The organism is Pontibacter coccineus, from assembly GCF_030546575.1.
Taxonomy (GTDB): Bacteria; Bacteroidota; Bacteroidia; order Cytophagales; family Hymenobacteraceae; genus Pontibacter; species Pontibacter coccineus.
Genome location: NZ_JAUOTN010000001.1, coordinates 135,451 through 151,446, shown reverse-complemented (window position 1 = coordinate 151,446; position 15,996 = coordinate 135,451). Strand labels below are relative to the sequence as shown.

The following is a 15,996-nucleotide window of genomic DNA, read 5'->3' as shown; positions in this document are numbered from 1 at the left end:
TCCCGAAAGTATATTTTAAAATCAGAATTTATCAGGGTCCCAAAATTCTATAATTTCCCGGGATGCAGGTATACATCAGCCTAAAGTACTGGTGCATACCTGCGGTTCCGCTATACGCAGGATTTAAGTATTAGGCCGGAAGCCACAAACGCCAGGCGAATGCCTGATCATGAGAAAATAAAAACATTTCTGACCACTCATTTAGTAAATCCACTGCTAATTGCTACATTCCCAATGCGAAAAGTAAAATCACTATACTGGAAATGATGTACAAGGTATGGCAACGATGATAAACAAAAATAGCAGTCAGCTTAAAGTTGGCCTTTACGCTGCTGTGGTGGTGTTCTTCGCCTATACCATGATCTTCGGCTTCCGGAAGTCTTTCACGGTGGCCACGTTCGACGGAATTGAAATAGCCGGGTACAGCTACAAAACGATCCTGGTCATCAGCCAGGTACTGGGTTATATGCTGGCCAAATTCTACGGCATCAAGTACATCTCGGAGCTCAAACGAACAGGCAGGGGAGGCGTTATCCTGCTCCTGACAGGTATAGCCTGGCTCAGCTGGCTGTTTTTTGCCCTGGTGCCACCCCCTTACAACATCGCTTTCCTGTTCATCAACGGGTTTCCGCTCGGTATGCTCTGGGGCGTCGTTTTCTCTTACGTCGAGGGCAGGCGAAGCACCGATTTTATCGGGGCCACGCTGGCGGTAAGCTTCATCTTTGCCTCCGGGTTCGTTAAATCCGTGGGTGCCTGGCTGATGGTGCAGTTCGGTGTTTCGGAGTTTTGGGTGCCCTTTTACACAGGTCTGGTCTTTGCCCTTCCGCTATTGCTTTTTGTTTTCCTGATGGAGAAGATCCCGCCACCCAGCGAAGAGGACATCCGGCTGCGGACAGAACGCGCCCCTATGACCGAAGACGATCGGAAGCGCTTTGTAAAGGAGTTCCTAGCCGGCATTGTAGCCTGCGTGCTCATCTACTGCTTTGCCACCATCTTCCGGGACATACGCGATAACTTTGGGGCAGAAATGTGGAAGGAACTGGGCTACTTCGATCAGCCTGCCATCTTCTCGCAAACAGAGACTCCCATCACCCTGATCATCCTGGTTCTGATCGGCAGCATGGTGCTCATCAAAAACAATTACAAGGCGCTGCAGACGGCCCATGTCTTCATTCTGATTGGCTTTACTATCGCCGGTATTTCAACCGCGCTTTTCGCCGCCCAATCCATGGACCCTGTCTGGTGGATGATGCTGGTAGGACTGGGCCTCTACATGGTGTACATTCCTTTCAATGCCGTCTTCTTCGACCGGCTGATCTCTACCTTCAAGTATACCGGAAACGTCGGCTTTCTGATCTACCTGGCGGATTCGTTCGGGTATGTGGGCAGCGTGGGGGTTTTGTTCAGCAAAGAGATCTTTCAGGTGCAGCTGAACTGGGTCACCTTCTTTTCCAACAGCGTGATCGGGCTCTCCGCCATCGGCATTCTGCTGACCGCTTTTTCGATGGTCTATTTTGGGAGGAAGTATGAAAAGCTGCGGACCAAAGAGGCGAGCACTGCCAAATCGATGCAGGTATAAGAAGTGTTTTTCCTGCCTTGTTTCTTTAGAAAGTCAGTACAGGATTGTTGTTCTCACTTGTTCAGAAACCGGCAGAATATGACGCCGCCGACCGCATAAAGCGCGGCATCTACCCAGTCTGAGGTATAGCGGGGCATAAACTTGGGGAAGAATACTTCAAAGGCCAGCGCGAAGTAGATCACCGCAAAAGCCACCTGGTACCGGGAGAGGCGCTGCCGGGGGCCGTAGAAAAAGCGCAGCACAAACAAGGTCAGGGTGAGCACCAGCGGCAGGCAAAGCAGGTCATCTAAATAATGCTGCACCCACCAGGGCCTCGGCAGTTCGAGCCAGCGCCATCCCAAGTGCCCCAGGTATACCGCCGCCATTAGCCAGAAAAGGGGGCGGAGGGTGGCCCAGTTTAGCCGGCCAGCAAGGCGATCAGCCACAGGAAGAAGGAAATGATGGACACAAAGGCGATCTGAAAGCCCAGGCCGATCCGCTTGAAAAACTGGGTATACCAGGCATCATCCGGGTTAATTTCAATGAAGTTGATTGAAAGACGCTTTTTTTCCTCTTCCCGGCGTTCCTCACGGGCCTGCTCACGGGCAATGGCGACAGGGTCCAATACGCTGTTGCAATGCTCGCATCGGTCAGCAGGGTTCTGGGTCCAGCGGGACCACTTACCGCAGTTCGGACATTTTCTGCTAGCGCTCATAGGTATTCAGGTATAGTATTTCACCTCAGGTCAGACTGAAGTGGGTATAACAGGGTTCAAATTTTATTTCGCTCAACTGAGCTATGCAAAGGTACTCATTTTAGCTGCTTCTTTTGCCTCTGATAAAGCTGATGTGTCCATCCGCTTCGACATGCGCAGCCTTGACGTCCATTACGTCTTCTATACCTTCCCTACGAAGGTGCTCCATCAATTCCTCTTCTGTCAGAAACTCGCGGCGCATGTTTCGGCGCAGCAGTTTGCCGTCCTTTACCACGAGCAGCGGCGGTGAGGATACGAGCTTTTCGACAAGGGGGGAGTAATAGCTTAGGAAGTTGATGCTATAGTTCAGGACCATCAGTGTCAGGATAACAATGAAGCCTTCGGTGATGGATGAGTAGCCTCCGAGCGAGTGCGTCGCGGCCTCCGCGATGAGAACGACGAAGAGCAGGTCCATGGTGGCCATTTCTCCGCCCGTTCTGCGAGGCACGAGGCGCAGCAGCAACAAAATACCCAGGTATAGAATCGCGGCCCGCAGCACAAGCTCCAGTATAGGGGTTTCCGTGTGGAAGAGTTCAGACAGGTTAATTTGCAGTAGCTCCATGTATGTTAATTGCATCGGTATTGCGCCCTTGCCACAGGCGCCTCTAAGCAGCGCGCCGCTTCACCGCATCTGGCGGAGGCCGGGCAGCAAAGCCCTATATACGCCGGAAGAGGCAACCGGATACCGCTACACAACCGGCGGCGAGCTATACCTATACCTTAGCACGGTGGGGTAGGGGTGGCGACGCAGTATGACAGGGATATTTAGTGCACTCTCCTTAGTTTGAGCGCCATGTCGGGAGTTACGGCTTCGGCATATACGCCATAGGCATCAACCAGCACTCCCTTCACCCCTTTATCGGAAGTAACGGCATACACGACCGAATTATCATCCGGATTGCTGGCACCTTCAAACCGATGCACCTCATCAATCTCAAATTCCTCAGGTTTTAACTCCATGTGTAGCTGGGGGCATTCCAGGCAGGTGGACTTTAAGTTAAAGTCTACTGTATAACCTCGCTCGCGCAGCTTGTTAAGGGTTTCAACCATCGTACTATATCTTTGCGTTTTCATATTCTTTAGCTTTATTTTTTGTCTTGATACTTTTTTCGAACCGGGTTTGTGGAGGAATCAGCTAAGCCTTTTTCAGGTATAGCAGCTAACGACAAATGCCCTTAATTCTTCGGCAGCCTCGCATAATCGGGATTCCCGATTTCAACCTTCGGACTTATACCGGCTCTTGATCTGACTTCCCGATTAACGACCTATCCAGGTTATAGTTCCTATGTTAGAATATTTATACTACGGTTAACAGACGGCTTTTGCATTTAGAGACGATTTTTCCCTTTTGGGAATGATTGTAAAGCGCAGCTGTGCAGAAAGCAGCTAAAATTTAAAGAAGGGCGCTTCCTGATTTTATAGATTCAGCGTACAAACCAGTAGTCACACTAATAAAACAATCAGGATGAAAATAGGAATAACCGGAGCTACCGGGCACCTTGGACGCCTCGTCGTAGCAAAAATGAAAGAAAAAGCCGCCGCCAATGACCTGGTGGCGCTCGTACGCTCGCCTCAAAAGGCGGCCAACCTGGGTATAGAAGCCCGTGAAGCTGATTATGACAAGCCCGACACACTCAATCGTGCCCTGGAAGGTATAGATACCCTGCTGCTCATATCAGGAAGTGAAGTAGGGAAGCGTGCCTCGCAACATAAGCACATCATTGATGCGGCGAAGCAAAATGGCGTACAGCGAATCGTCTACACCAGCCTGCTGCATGCCGACAACACATCCGTAAGTCTGGCAACGGAACACCAGGCAACAGAAACGGCCCTGAAGGATTCCGGTATTCCGCATACCCTGCTGCGCAATGGCTGGTACACCGAAAACTATACGGGCTCTATTCCGGGCGCCCTGGCCGGCGGGGCTTTTATTGGCAGTACAGGAGAGGGCAGGATCTCGGGAGCCACGCGCGAAGATTATGCCGAGGCGGCGGTTGCCGTCCTGACCAGCGAAGGACATGAAGGCAGGGTATATGAACTGGCCGGTGACGAAGCGTTCACCCTCAGCGAGTTCGCTGCGGAGCTATCCCGCCAGGCGGGTCGGGAAATCCCTTACAAGAATTTGCCTGAGTCTGATTATGCGGCCGCGCTTGCCAGCTTCGGTATACCTGAGGAAATGGCAAAGGCAATCGCAGGCTGGGATGTGTCCGTGTCGAAAGGAGATCTGTTCGATGATAGCCGGCAGCTTTCCAAACTGATCGGACGGCCTACCACACCGCTTTCCGTTGCAGTGGAAGATGCCTTGAAGCAGGCACAGAAAGCAGGATAAGCTTGCGCAACTGTACTAAAAAGAATCGGGCGCAATACGGGAATTTATCTGATAAGCTGGCTATACCTGTAGCCAGCTTATTACTTTTGTTATCGCCTCACCGCTGATCTGGTGACCCATGTCTTGTTCGTGGTAGGTTAGCCGTACGCCTGCTTCCTGCAGATACTCCTTCGCTTCACGGGCATAATGCACGGGTAGCGTGCTATCCTGCGTGCCATGCGAGATAAAGACCTTCAGCTGCTGCAAAGCTGAATTGCGTTGCACCTGGGGCCTAATCTCCTGCAGTATCCTTCCGCTGAAAGCCAGTATACCTGTCACCAGCTCCGGGTGCGTCAGCCCAATGCTGAAACTCATGATAGCGCCCTGGCTAAAGCCGCCCAGGTATACCTCGCTCAGGTTATACTTTTCTTTCACCTGGCTGATAAACTGCTGAATGTCCTGCCTGCTTTTCGCTTCCTGGCCAGCATTTATACTCGGCTTTCCGGTAGAAAAATCTACTTCGTACCAGGCAAAGCGCCCATCTCCCAGCACAACCGGACCACGCGGTGAAATCACCGTGAAATCTTCCGGAAAGTGAGAGGCCAGCTGGAACAGATCCTGCTCATTGCTGCCGACGCCATGCAACAGCATCACAGCTTTGGGGTGGCTGGAGGCACTGCTTGCTGGCCGCACCAGGTATTGTAGCACTAAGTCGTTTTCAAGGCTTTTTTTCATCATTTCTGTAAGGGACATAGTTACGTCGTTTAAGTATTAAAGGGAGCATGATGTGGTATTACCCGATCAGCACCGAGGTCATGGTCAGGGAGCCGCCCACCACTTTGTCGTTAAAGAAGGAGATGTCATCCTTGCTGCCTTTCAAGCCCAGGGTATACAGCAAAGGCCAGTAGTGCTCGGGGGTAGGTATAGCGAGCATGGCTTCGCGGCCCAGCTGCTCGTACTTGATCAGTTTGTCGTGCTCCCCGTTGCGGATGAGGTCTTTGAAAGTGGTGTTCATCTGCACCGCCCAGTCAAAGCCGTACTCTGCTTCGTTTAGTCTATCCCAGGCCACCATGCGCAGGTTATGCACCATGTTGCCACTGCCCATGATGAGGACGCCTTTTTTGCGAAGGGCAGCCAGCTCTTTGGACAATTCATAATGGTACTGCGGCCCTTTGGTGTAGTCGATGCTGAGCTGCAGCACCGGTATGTTGGCCTCGGGGTACATGTGCCGGATAACGGTCCAGGCGCCGTGGTCGAGTCCCCAGTCGTGGTCCATTTCCACAGCGGTGGATTTGATGATGGAAGCCGTTTCCTTCGCCAGTTCCGGGCTGCCCGGTGCATTGTACTGCACATTGAACAGCTCCTGCGGGAAGCCGCCGAAGTCGTGGATGGTTTTTGGGAAGTCCATGGCCGTGATGCGGGTGCCTTTGCTCAGCCAATGGGCTGATATTACCAGCACCGCTTTGGGCGTAGGCATATCTTTGGCCAGCTGCGCCCATTTCTGGCTGAATTCGTTGTCCAGGATACCGTTCATGGGGGAGCCGTGGCCCATAAAGAGGACCGGCATCAGCTGCTCCTGCTCACCCAGGTTATCTGTGAATTTATTGAAAGCGGATAATGTCGTCATACCTGCTACTCCTGTTAAAAGTGTTTTAATAAAGTGTTTTCGTTGCATGGCAGCTTGAGTAATTTAAAGGTGCTCCCAGGAATTTTCATCCCGAGAGCACGCATTTAAGGTTGGCTTACTGTACAGAAAGCGTTCTGACATAAGTTGGTTTTAGTACCGTCCGCAGGAGCAGATAATCCAGCGAGTACCTGCCGCTGCCAGTCAGTAGTAACACGGTATAAGGCATCAGGTATAGGAGCCCCAGTTCCTGCTTGGCAAAGGGGTCTGCCCCATGTACCACAAACACTGCTACCAGCATGGTGATGATCAACGGAATGGCTGCCAGCCTGGTGCCCAGCCCTACCAGAATCAGCAGGGAGCAAAGCACTTCGGAGAATACTGCCAGGGCAAGCGCCGTTGTTGCGCTAAGACCCAGGACGGCCGGAAACTGAACCGGACCGTCCGAGAAAAGCATTTCCAGCTTTGGCCAGCCGTGCACAAGCATCAGGGCTGCTACGCCTACCCGGGTGATCAGAAGCGCAACGTCAATGCTGTTGGCGCTCTGGGACACGTTTAATAGCTTTTTCATGGCTGATTCCTGGTTAGATATTACTGGATAAACTCACCGTCCGCCTTGATGCGCACTTCGTCGCCGATCATAGGGGCTGGGAAGCCGCTGCCTAAGTTAAAGTCGGAACGTTTGATGGTACCCGTTACCTGGAAACCTGCGGTCTGCTTCTTGTTCATGGCGTTCTCTACTGTGCCGTTGTACTTCATGTCCATAGTTACGGGCTTGGTCACGCCGTTCAGGGTCAGGTTGCCAGTCAGCTTGTAGCTGTCTTTGCCCGCTTTCTTAACAGAAGTGCTTTTGAAGTTCATGGTTGGGTACTTCTCCACGTTGAAAAAGTCCGGGCTCTTCAGGTGTGTGTCTCTGTCGTCGACTCTCGTATCGATAGAAGCTGTTTTGGCGGTCATTTCTACGACTGCGTCACTGAAATCCGGCTTCGTGGATGTGATCTTTACATCGAAGTCATCGAAGTGGCCTGATATATCGGCTATGCCCAGGTGTTTTACTGTAAAGCCAAGCTGCGAGTGCGCGTCATCGTTTGTCCAAACGGTGTTCAGGGTTGTAAAAGCCGTCAGCGACAGGAATGCGAATAAAATTAAGGATACTCTTTTCATGAGATTTGTGATTTAAATAGTGTTTATAATAGTTATTGTGATTCGATTATTGGTGCAGGATCTTCCAGCCTGCCAGCCAGTTGTAGTCGTACTTCATGTTCAGCTGAATGAGCAGCAGCTGCATGCGCTCCAGCGTTCCGCTCACGGCCAGGTCACCTGCCACGATCGGATTGAAACCGGCCGTTTCGACCAGTTCGGTGACGGTCTGCAGGGCCTCTTCATCATTGCCGGCTATAAAAGCGTCCGCTTGCCTGCCATCGATCACCGGTGTGGCGAAATCGGCGGCGAAGGTGGTATTGAAGGCTTTCACCACTTTGGAGTTGGGCAACAGCTTCTGCAGTTCTTCTGCCGCGCTGGTATCCGGCGCAGTGACCAACCCGTCGTAAGTGTCGTTCAGCGGATTGGCAATGCTGATAACGATCTTCTGATTGGCAACTTCCTTTATCCGTTCGGCTACTTCTTTCTCCGCGGCATAGGGAACAGCCGCTATGATGATGTCAGCTTCCCAGGAAGCGTCCCGGGAGCAATCCGATGCCTCTACTTCGGCATCCGGGTGGCTGTTTTTGATCTCTTTAGCGACCGCCTGCGCCTTGTCCAGGTCGTTGGCGCAAAGCAGCAGCCGGTAGTTGCCCTTCGACAGACTTTTGGCTATGGCAGCCCCCATGTTTCCGGAAGCTCCTATGATGGCGATGGTTTGCGTTGTCTTCATATTGGTAAATTATTAACAATACAAAGGTACGGCCCTACCCTGCCCCGTGCATTGAGCCCGGTCAAGAAAGAACATTGATCCAAATCAATGCTTTAGGGGAAATTGGTAGAATGTTACTTGGAGGAGATGCGCTTCCGGATGCGGCTCAGGGTCTCGGGGGTGAGGCCCATGTAGGAGGCGATCATGTGCTGGGGGACGCGCTGCGCGATGTGCGGGTATAAGGCGATAAAATCCTGGTAGCGCTCCTCCACGGAAGCGCTGATAATGGAAGTCAGCCGGCGCTGCATGGCCAGGTAAGCGCCCGTGATATTCAGCCGGGTAAAGGTTTCATACTTGGGCATCGTCTGCAACAGTTCCTCATGGGCCGATTTGCTGATGAGCACCAGTTCCGAGTCTTCCAGGGCATCGATGTTGTAGGTAGCGGGCTCTCCCGTCAGGAAACTGTATAGATCCGAGATCGTCCAGCCTTCCAGGCCAAACTGAATGATGTGCTCGTTGCTGTTCTCGTCAACAGAGTAGGCGCGCAGGGCTCCTTTCTCCACAAAGGCAATTGCTTTGCATACATCGCCTTCCTGCAGCAGGTATTGCTTCTTTCGAAGTTTCTTCAGGGTGAGGTAGGTTTTGATGTGCGCCTCTTCCTCTTCTGTTAACTGGACTTTACTGTTCAGGTGCTGAAAGAATAATTTGTACATCACAACGCTGTTATGGTTAGTTTTCAGTAGGGGAGAGACTTCTGTTCCTGCTGTCTTTAAACGATCGGGCTGCTATACCTGCGCAAATTTACAATTTTATTCCACCCTTCGGTCCTCCTTGCTGGCTTCTCTCCCGGAAATACCGGCCATTCCCACTTAAGGCTCGTAGAATGGTTGGACGCTTGCTTTCACCTTACAAGCAATTGGCTCCTACAGCCAGTCTTGCAGGAACTGACCTTCGTAGTTGGATTTCTGCTCTTGGAACAGGCGGTGCTAAACTTACCTGGAAAGCTTTTGTTGTTTTCTTATCTTTGTACCACATACACTTATTACTAGCGGGATGATTACTGTATCTGATAACCAATTCTACGAGTTGGCCTACGATCTAAATAAGAACCGGATTTACCTTAGAATAAATAGTTACTGGAAATCACCGGAGGTGGTGCCAAATTATTTGAATGACTTTAATAAAGTGATCAGCCTGGCAGCACCGGGCTTTACCCTGCTGGCAGACTTCCGTAACATGATCACGCACCCTGCTTCTGTAAAGGAACTGCACGAGGCGGTCGCCAACCGCTTATTTGAATCCAAGATATCCTATGTAGCCGAAGTATCCCCCACAGACAGGATAGCCGTGCTGCAGGTGACCGGCGTTTGGAGGCAGATCGGGAAGGGAAGTATAAAAGTTGCCGACATTGTCTTAGGTGAGAACATACTGGATCAACTTTCCGAAGCTACCTCCTAGTAAGTTTTGTGACAGGTAAATGATTACGCGGGGCAAAACCTGTAGCTTAAGATTCTATACCTATTCCACCCGCTCAGTTTCCTTTGCCGTTTTTTCTCCCAGAAACTCTACCCAGGCCTTTTTGATGCACGGATAGTGTTTGGACGCCTCCACCTGGTTCATGAACGCGACCAGGTTGTCTTCAAACCTTTTGGCCAGCGTCTTATCTTTCAGGCTGCCATCTTCATCAAAAGCCTCGTGGGCAGTGGCCAGCGAGAACATATCCGGGTATACCCTGGTGCCCAGGTGCTCAAAAGGAACACGCAAGGCCCAAAGCCCCCGGTTACCTCCCGCCATAGAAGGAGAGGCCGACATCAGCAGGGCATGGAACTGATGGAAGGGCTGTGGTCTGAAACGGGATGTCCAGTCGATGATGTTCTTAAAATTACCGGGCATAGAGCCGTTGTACTCTGGCGATGAAATGATCATGGCATCGTTTGCCAGGATGCGTTTCCGAAACGCTTCAGCGCCCTCGGGATGGTAGTTGTCCACCTCCAGATCCTGATTGAAAGTTGGACACTCAAACACTTCCATGTCGGCAAAGTCCACGGTGCCGCCATGTTTTTCAATGACTTTCACGGCCAGTTTAGCCAGTTTGGTATTGAGTGATCCGCTTCTGAGAGAAGCTGAGAAAACCAGAAAACTGGTATGCTCCCGACTACTATTCTGTTGCTCTTCCATAGCTAACCCTTGTTTTAAATTTTTAAGACAATTTCTTCCTGTTTTTTGCATGCAAGATCTACTGTCACCGGTTGTGGCTGTAGTACGAGCGATGTTCATTTGTTAAACGATGCTCCACTAAAAAGTTATCGGTAATAGTTAGGCAGGTAGGTTGTTGGCTATTAACCCACCCTTTCAGGAACAGAGCGTGCAAGAGCGTAATGCCCTGATATAAAAGTATTTGGTAGATACTCATAGGTGGTTGATAATTAACGTATAGGTATGCAAGTGGTAATTATACCTGTTGCAGGCTATATCAGCTACAGTTTGATATGGGGAAGCACACTAATATAGAGTGAGAGCGTATGGGAGGCAGTTACTACAAATTGAGCGTCGGAGTGTGTAAAGAAGATGTAAACGAGTCTGTAACCGTGAAGGGAAACTCCCTTTATCATGAGCTTTCAGAAAAGATGGCAGGAAGTAGATGACCATTCGGGACCCCGATGGCTGGAGGCCTCACTCCTAAGTTTGATTAAAAAGATGTTCAGAAAATAATTGATGTAGGTATGGAAGCTTTCGCAATCACCAGGGTATACGCAGATGAAAACGGCGACAGTAGGTTTGAGGATATTTCCAGGACCCTTAACCCGGAGGGGGAAATCGGATTCCTGTCCGAGCCGGAAGTGGCCGAGAGCGTCATTTTCCGGAAAGTAGTGTCTACGTATGATTATGACTTTCACACGGCACCAGCCCGGCAATACCTTGTCGTGCTGGATGTGGGCATTGAAATAGAGACCTCGCTCGGTGAAAAGCGTACCTTCAGGCAAGGGGAGGTCCTGCTGCTGGAGGACACAACCGGAAAGGGGCACAAGACCCGTAATCTGGAGCAGGCCGTCCGGAGTTCTATTTTCATTACCCTGGCCTAAGGTATAGCCATCCTCCTTTAAAGAGATCTAATCGAAAAACCAGTATCATGGAGATAGAAGTTAAAGACAACCCAGCCAAAAACAGGTTTGAAACAACCATAGACGGTCATACCGCTGTCATCGATTATAAACTGAAGCCCGGCGTAATGACCGTACTGCATACCGAGGTTCCAAAAGAGGTGGAGGGCCGGGGTATAGCGGGGACCTTGACCAGGTATGCGTTGAAGCACATTGAGGCTAATCAGCTGGAGCTGGTACCGCTGTGTCCTTATATGCGCTCTTATCTTAAAAAGCACCCGGAATACCAGTACCTGGTGCGCAAGGAGTCGGATAAAAATGCATAAGGTATAACGCAACCGTAAGCTCCTATGACCCACCACGTAAATTTTAAAGGCGAGAAAGTGATTCCGGTAGAGGAGGGACAGACGATGCTGCAGGCCTCTCTGGCTGCCGGTATTCCGCACTACCACGCCTGCGGTGGAAAGGGGCAATGTACTACCTGCCGTGTGCTGGTACTGGAGGGACAGGAAAAGCTGACGCCGCCCACCAGTTTTGAGCAGGCTATCAAAAGGGTGAAGAAGTTCCCGGATAATGTGCGGCTTGCCTGTCAGTCCCGGCTTAACGGGGAGGGAGTGGCCGTACAGCGGCTGGTCCGCGATGAAGTAGACCGCATTATCTTTGTGGATGACCCACAAGAAAATATAACCACCGTGATGGGGGAGAGCCGTAAGCTGGCGCTCTTCTTCATTGATATCCGCGACTTTACGCCTTTTGTTGAAAGAAGCCTTCCCTTCGATGTCATCCACATCATGCGCCGGATCTTCGCGCTTTTCAAAAAAGCCATCACGCAATATGATGGCGAAATTATCGACACGGCCGGAGATGGCCTTTATGCTGTATTTGGGCTGAACAGTAGAATAAAACAAGCCGCCAACTCGGCCACCCTGGCCGGGTTGAAGATACTCGCCGATCTGCGCATCTTTAATAACACCTACATGCGACCCTACTTCAACCATACCTTCGAAGTAGGTATAGGCGTGCATGTGGGGAGGGTAATCGTGGGTAACGTAGGTATAGGGCTGAGTCACAACCTGACGGTGATGGGCTTTCCGGTGAACGTGGCGGCCAGGCTGCAGGCCGCCACCAAAGAACTGAACAACAGCTTTGTGATCTCAGCGGTAGCCTACCGCCTCCTTCAAAACCCACCGTATGCAGTTGGCTGCGACTACCTGACGCTCAAGGGCGTCAGCACACCCTATGAAGTGAAACTGATCGGCAAGCCCTATGAAAAGAAGGAAGTCACTGCTCTCCCCGAAACGATCCAGAAATAACCCTCCTTTTAAGATTCACAGCTAGCTAATAGTGACGGGATTACGACGTAGCCTTTGCGACAGCTTTTTTAACGGCCGGTGCTACCACAGTGCCAAGTAACTCGATGGCCCGCATCAGGATGTCATGCGGCAGTGTACCTACGCTGATGTGCAACAGAAATCGGGTATTGCCGAACAGCTCATACTCGTATAGTATTTTATCGATCACCTGTTGCGGACTGCCGACCAGCAAAGATCCTTTTGGAGCGCGCATCGCCTCATAGTGTTGCCTGTTCATGGGAGACCAACCCCGCTCGCGCCCGAGCTTGCTCATCACATAAGCGTAAGGGCCATAATAATCGTCAGCAGCTTTCTGTGCATCATCCGCGATAAACCCGTGCGAATTAATGGCCAGCTGCAGTTTGGCAGGATCATGTCCGGCCTTGTTGTAGGTTTCCTTGTACAGGTTCGTAAATGGAACAAAACGCTCCGGCTCACCTCCAATAATGGCCAGCGCCATCGGCAGCCCAAGCGTAGCAGCCCGCACCACCGATTGGGGTGTTCCACCCACTGCCACCCAAATCGGCAACTCCTTTTGATAAGGTCTTGGGTATACCCCGCGGTTCTCAATAGCCGGGCGGTGTTGGCCATCCCACGTTATCATCTCACTTTTGTTGAGCGCTACCAGCAGTTCCAGTTTTTCCGAAAACAAGGTGTCGTAGTCTTTCAGGTCGTTGCCGAAAAGCGGAAAAGACTCGATGAAGGAGCCACGCCCAGCCATGATCTCCGCTCTGCCTTTCGATAAAAGATCGACATGGGCAAAATCCTGGAAAACACGCACAGGATCATCGGAACTCAGTACCGTCACACCACTCGATAACTTAATGTTTTTGGTTTTTACGGCCGCTGCCGCCAGCACAACAGCCGGAGAAGAAACGATATAGTCGGGTCTGTGATGCTCCCCAACGGCGAAAACATCCAAGCCTACCTGGTCTGCCAATTCTATTTCTTCCATCAGGTTGCGCATCCGCTCATCAGGAGGAAGCAGTTTTCCGGTATAAGGGTCTGGTGTATTTTCGACGAAGGTGGTTATTCCGATTTCCATGGTGTGGTATTCAACTGAGTCAGACAATGTATAAATTACGTAATCTAAATAAACTTAGAGCGACCTTATTTAAAATCCATCTTTCCGCCTCTCCCTTAACGCTCAAAGATAGTCGTCTTTTTGATGTGTAACAGCTTTTGATAGTGCTCTATACCAGTGCTTTGATTTTGGAGGTGCCTCCGTGCATCAACAAGGCGTTGGTAGAATTCCTGGGGGATAAAACGACACAGGAAACAGAGCGGGTGGAGTACACCTTAAGATCAAATATAGTTACATAATCGCGGACTATAAATCACAACACTATAGGAAAGCTAGAAAACAGAGTAGCCCTTAACACCCCGATGCCATCCACCGCATCACTGCCATTGCTTCTGCTGTCTTAACCTTAATGCCGCATTCTGGTATTAGGCCATTCATGCTTTTAACGACACTTCTGTAGGCTGTATTTTCAAAAAGACGTATAGTAATCAGGTAGTTAATCCTGAAATATTCACGGTGATCCTGGTGCCTATACCTTTAAACCCATCGGAAGTGAGAATGGCTACTATTTTCTTTTTTATATAACTTAAAGGAATCTTATGACGCAGCAACGCTTACCAAATTTCCTGCTCATAGTAGTGGATGACATGGGCTATTCCGATTGCCAGCCTTTTGGCGGTGAGATCAGCACTCCCCATATTCAGCAACTGGCAGACAACGGAGCCCGCTTCCGGCATTTCCATACCTCTGCGCTTTGCGCGCCCACCAGGGCCATGCTGCTTTCCGGCTGCGACAACCACGATGCCGGGTTGGGTAACATGCCGACTGCGCATGCCACTAACCAATACATGCAGCCCGGCTACGAAGGCTACTTGAACAGCGATGTCGTGACTATTCCTGAAATTCTGAAAGAGGCCGGCTACCATACCTACATGGCGGGTAAATGGCACCTGGGCGAACTGGAAGGCCGGCGGCCACACTCCCGCGGCTTCGAGCGTGTGTTTTCTTTTTTAGGAGGGGGCGCCAGCCACTTCAACGACCAGCGGGCCCTGAGTGAATTCGAGGAGCCGCACACAGAGTATTCTGAAAACGGTAAGACGGTGGAAGAACTGCCTGATGATTTCTACTCATCTGACTTCTACACCGATAAAATGATGCAGTACATCACAGAACAGAACGATGACAATCCTTTTTTTGCCTACCTGGCCTTTACGGCCCCACATGATCCGTTGCAGGTGCCGGATGCGTGTCTGGATAAATACAAAGGCACCTATGATGGCGGGTACGACGCCATCCGGGAGAAGCGCCTGCAGCGGATGAAGGAGTTGGGGCTTGTGCCTCGGGAGTTAACCAAAAATGAAGGCAGCGGCGAGTTTAAGAAGTGGAAAGAGCTGTCGGAGGAAGAACGAAAGCAGGAGGCAAGGACAATGGAGATCTATGCCGCCATGATCGAAAACCTGGACTGGAATTTAGGACGCCTGTTCTCTAAATTGAAAGAGGAGAACAAATTCGACGACACCATCATCTTCTTTCTTTCCGACAACGGAGCCAACCCCAAAGAGCCTCACTTTTATGCACCGAACACCAAAGAGTCAATTGCGAGGGAGTATGACAACAGCCTGGAGAATTACGGCAAAATAAATTCCTTTATTTCCATTGGCGGGGCCTGGGCCGAGGTAGCCAATACTCCATTATCTTATTTCAAGATCACCACTTATGAAGGGGGCACGCAAACGCCGTTCATTGTTTCCGGCAGGCGCATGCATAAACGCGGCGTAGTGACCGATCAGATGTTGCACGTTGCTGATCTGCTGCCCACCATTTTAGACTATGCCAATATCAGTTATCCGAAGGAAAAAGATGTAAAACCACTTTACGGTACCTCACTGAAACCATACCTGCAGGAAGAGACAAAGCAGCCGGTACGAAATGCGTTTGACGTGCTCGGCTTTGAGATAACCGAATGCAAGGCCGTGCTGAAAGGGGATTGGAAACTGATCTTTATGCCGCCTCCCTATGGGGAAGGGGACGAATGGCACTTGTTCAACCTGAAGGAAGACATTAAAGAAGAAAACAATTTAGCCGGACAGTTTCCTGACAAGTTCAGGGAGTTGAAGGCCGATTGGGAGGCCTACGCGCTCTCGGTAGGGTATATAAAAGCGAATGAGGAAAAGGCATTGGCTAAACTGGGATTTGAAGAATTCTACCGATTCGATCCAAAGCACCGGCTGGATCCTAAATCGGGGAAGCAAAAGGCATCGGGTAAGAACAAGCAGCCTACCAATCTGGGAGATTAAACGACACAGGTACGTATTTCAGGTCTTGGCTACAATATCAGGCATCGTATGACCAGTCTTCGTTTTTAGGACCCTGCTCAACGCGGGGCTGCCCCGGATGCTGAGCGACATCTTATACGCCCTCCA

The 15,996-nt window shown here is 50.7% G+C and carries 20 protein-coding genes; 8 read left to right on the top strand and 12 right to left on the bottom strand.

The window, feature by feature from the left end; all coding sequences use genetic code 11:
• The first annotated feature begins 277 nt into the window (after positions 1 to 277).
• Positions 278 to 1,579: a DUF5690 family protein gene (locus tag Q4E40_RS00740; protein ID WP_303409478.1), complete on the top strand. Its 1,302-nt coding sequence runs from the start codon at positions 278 to 280 to the stop codon at positions 1,577 to 1,579.
• 53 nt (positions 1,580 to 1,632) lie between these two features.
• Here the strand turns inward: Q4E40_RS00740 and Q4E40_RS00735 are convergent, their stop codons facing one another.
• The 3 genes from Q4E40_RS00735 to Q4E40_RS00725 form a co-directional block, all read right to left on the bottom strand.
• A complete protein-coding gene (locus Q4E40_RS00735; protein WP_303409477.1) occupies positions 1,633 to 2,004 on the bottom strand; it encodes a hypothetical protein in 372 nt (123 codons plus the stop codon).
• Complete coding sequence (locus Q4E40_RS00730) at positions 1,977 to 2,273, bottom strand: hypothetical protein (protein ID WP_303409476.1); 297 nt, start codon at positions 2,271 to 2,273, stop codon at positions 1,977 to 1,979. Before Q4E40_RS00730 ends, Q4E40_RS00735 begins: the two co-directional genes overlap by 28 nt.
• A gap of 100 nt (positions 2,274 to 2,373) precedes the next feature.
• Positions 2,374 to 2,874: a DUF421 domain-containing protein gene (locus Q4E40_RS00725; RefSeq protein WP_303409475.1), complete on the bottom strand. Its 501-nt coding sequence runs from the start codon at positions 2,872 to 2,874 to the stop codon at positions 2,374 to 2,376.
• Between Q4E40_RS00725 and Q4E40_RS00720 the strand changes: the two genes are divergently transcribed.
• On the top strand, positions 2,873 to 3,049 hold the full coding sequence (locus Q4E40_RS00720; protein ID WP_303409474.1) for a hypothetical protein: 177 nt from the start codon (positions 2,873 to 2,875) through the stop codon (positions 3,047 to 3,049). The genes Q4E40_RS00725 and Q4E40_RS00720 overlap by 2 nt on opposite strands.
• Before the next feature lie 28 nt (positions 3,050 to 3,077).
• Here the strand turns inward: Q4E40_RS00720 and Q4E40_RS00715 are convergent, their stop codons facing one another.
• Positions 3,078 to 3,386, bottom strand: a complete 309-nt coding sequence (locus tag Q4E40_RS00715; protein WP_303409473.1) for a phosphoribosylpyrophosphate synthetase — start codon at positions 3,384 to 3,386, stop codon at positions 3,078 to 3,080.
• A 391-nt stretch (positions 3,387 to 3,777) separates the two neighbouring features.
• Between Q4E40_RS00715 and Q4E40_RS00710 the strand changes: the two genes are divergently transcribed.
• Positions 3,778 to 4,641 (top strand): SDR family oxidoreductase, encoded by an 864-nt coding sequence (locus Q4E40_RS00710; RefSeq protein ID WP_303409472.1) that lies wholly within the window; start codon positions 3,778 to 3,780, stop codon positions 4,639 to 4,641.
• A 60-nt stretch (positions 4,642 to 4,701) separates the two neighbouring features.
• On the opposite strand, the gene Q4E40_RS00705 is transcribed toward Q4E40_RS00710, so the two are convergent.
• The 6 genes from Q4E40_RS00705 to Q4E40_RS00680 form a co-directional block, all read right to left on the bottom strand.
• The gene (locus tag Q4E40_RS00705) at positions 4,702 to 5,373 is read right to left on the bottom strand and encodes an alpha/beta hydrolase (RefSeq protein ID WP_303409471.1); all 672 of its coding nucleotides are present in this window, start codon (positions 5,371 to 5,373) and stop codon (positions 4,702 to 4,704) included.
• Positions 5,374 to 5,413: 40 nt separating this feature from the next.
• A complete protein-coding gene (ygiD, locus tag Q4E40_RS00700) occupies positions 5,414 to 6,247 on the bottom strand; it encodes a 4,5-DOPA-extradiol-dioxygenase (RefSeq protein ID WP_303409470.1) in 834 nt (277 codons plus the stop codon).
• A 115-nt stretch (positions 6,248 to 6,362) separates the two neighbouring features.
• A complete protein-coding gene (locus Q4E40_RS00695) occupies positions 6,363 to 6,815 on the bottom strand; it encodes a DoxX family protein (protein WP_303409469.1) in 453 nt (150 codons plus the stop codon).
• Positions 6,816 to 6,835: 20 nt separating this feature from the next.
• Complete coding sequence (locus Q4E40_RS00690; RefSeq protein WP_303409468.1) at positions 6,836 to 7,408, bottom strand: YceI family protein; 573 nt, start codon at positions 7,406 to 7,408, stop codon at positions 6,836 to 6,838.
• 46 nt (positions 7,409 to 7,454) lie between these two features.
• Positions 7,455 to 8,117 carry an NADPH-dependent F420 reductase gene (locus Q4E40_RS00685; protein WP_303409467.1) on the bottom strand — a complete coding sequence of 221 codons (663 nt, stop codon included), beginning with the start codon at positions 8,115 to 8,117 and terminating at the stop codon, positions 7,455 to 7,457.
• Positions 8,118 to 8,230: 113 nt separating this feature from the next.
• Positions 8,231 to 8,809: a Crp/Fnr family transcriptional regulator gene (locus Q4E40_RS00680; RefSeq protein WP_303410146.1), complete on the bottom strand. Its 579-nt coding sequence runs from the start codon at positions 8,807 to 8,809 to the stop codon at positions 8,231 to 8,233.
• Positions 8,810 to 9,149: 340 nt separating this feature from the next.
• Between Q4E40_RS00680 and Q4E40_RS00675 the strand changes: the two genes are divergently transcribed.
• Positions 9,150 to 9,554: a hypothetical protein gene (locus tag Q4E40_RS00675; protein ID WP_303409466.1), complete on the top strand. Its 405-nt coding sequence runs from the start codon at positions 9,150 to 9,152 to the stop codon at positions 9,552 to 9,554.
• 60 nt (positions 9,555 to 9,614) lie between these two features.
• Here Q4E40_RS00675 and Q4E40_RS00670 read toward each other — a convergent pair whose 3' ends face one another.
• Complete coding sequence (locus Q4E40_RS00670; RefSeq protein WP_303409465.1) at positions 9,615 to 10,274, bottom strand: NADPH-dependent FMN reductase; 660 nt, start codon at positions 10,272 to 10,274, stop codon at positions 9,615 to 9,617.
• 545 nt (positions 10,275 to 10,819) lie between these two features.
• Here Q4E40_RS00670 and Q4E40_RS00665 point away from each other — a divergent pair.
• Genes Q4E40_RS00665 through Q4E40_RS00655 form a run of 3 tightly spaced genes read left to right on the top strand, consistent with a single transcriptional unit; the run spans position 10,820 to position 12,510 of the window.
• Entirely contained in the window at positions 10,820 to 11,179 is a 360-nt protein-coding gene (locus Q4E40_RS00665; RefSeq protein ID WP_303409464.1) for a cupin domain-containing protein, read from the top strand.
• Between the two features lie 47 nt (positions 11,180 to 11,226).
• A complete protein-coding gene (locus Q4E40_RS00660; protein WP_303409463.1) occupies positions 11,227 to 11,523 on the top strand; it encodes a GNAT family N-acetyltransferase in 297 nt (98 codons plus the stop codon).
• A 24-nt stretch (positions 11,524 to 11,547) separates the two neighbouring features.
• Complete coding sequence (locus Q4E40_RS00655; protein ID WP_303409462.1) at positions 11,548 to 12,510, top strand: adenylate/guanylate cyclase domain-containing protein; 963 nt, start codon at positions 11,548 to 11,550, stop codon at positions 12,508 to 12,510.
• Between the two features lie 40 nt (positions 12,511 to 12,550).
• Here Q4E40_RS00655 and Q4E40_RS00650 read toward each other — a convergent pair whose 3' ends face one another.
• Positions 12,551 to 13,594 (bottom strand): LLM class flavin-dependent oxidoreductase, encoded by a 1,044-nt coding sequence (locus Q4E40_RS00650; RefSeq protein WP_303409461.1) that lies wholly within the window; start codon positions 13,592 to 13,594, stop codon positions 12,551 to 12,553.
• A 578-nt stretch (positions 13,595 to 14,172) separates the two neighbouring features.
• On the opposite strand from Q4E40_RS00650, the gene Q4E40_RS00645 reads away from it, so the two are divergent.
• Complete coding sequence (locus Q4E40_RS00645) at positions 14,173 to 15,870, top strand: arylsulfatase (protein ID WP_303409460.1); 1,698 nt, start codon at positions 14,173 to 14,175, stop codon at positions 15,868 to 15,870.
• Positions 15,871 to 15,996 lie beyond the last annotated feature (126 nt).